1 pseudogene is annotated in these 518 nt (G+C 63.5%); it reads right to left on the minus strand.

The features are described 5' to 3' along the window. Positions 1-134: 134 nt before the first annotated feature. Positions 135-518 (minus strand): annotated as a pseudogene (locus CKO27_RS24180) (IS4 family transposase); the annotation flags it as partial.

A 518-nucleotide genomic window follows, 5' to 3' on the forward strand; every position in this document is an offset into this window, starting at 1 on the left:
CTTCGGCGCCGAACGGCTCTGTGTCCTCGGATTCATGCTCGATGGACGACCGTTCAAGGTCGAGCATGACATGAGGCTCGTGCTGTATTAGCTAGGCGAGGCTATTCGTTTTGTACTGTACTGAGGCCATTGACTTAAGCCGTCCGGCAGTAAGCCGGATGGAATCCGGGCTTGAGCTTGCCGGGATTGAGGCGGGGAAACTGTCGGTCCGGACGCACCGCATCGACGGCGTCGGAGAGCCCACGGATGGCTTGTGTGAGCGGCGTGGTGGGGGCGTACAGGGTGCCGATCAGCCGACGGACCAGGGTGTGCTTCATGGTGGAGAGGCGGCTGGTCCAGCGCACCTGATAGGCGCGCTTACGCGCGGCATGACGGCGGCGAGCGATCACTGGCGCGAGCCCTCGGACCATACTGGCGAGATTCAGGGCGAGGATCTTGGCGTGGACGTCCTGCGGCACGGCGAGCACGCGGCGCCCGGAGAGGTTCTCGATCTCCAGCCAGCGTTTTTGGCGCTTGTA

It is taken from the genome of Thiocystis violacea (assembly GCF_016583575.1).
In the GTDB taxonomy this organism is placed as follows: Bacteria; Pseudomonadota; Gammaproteobacteria; order Chromatiales; family Chromatiaceae; genus Thiocystis; species Thiocystis violacea.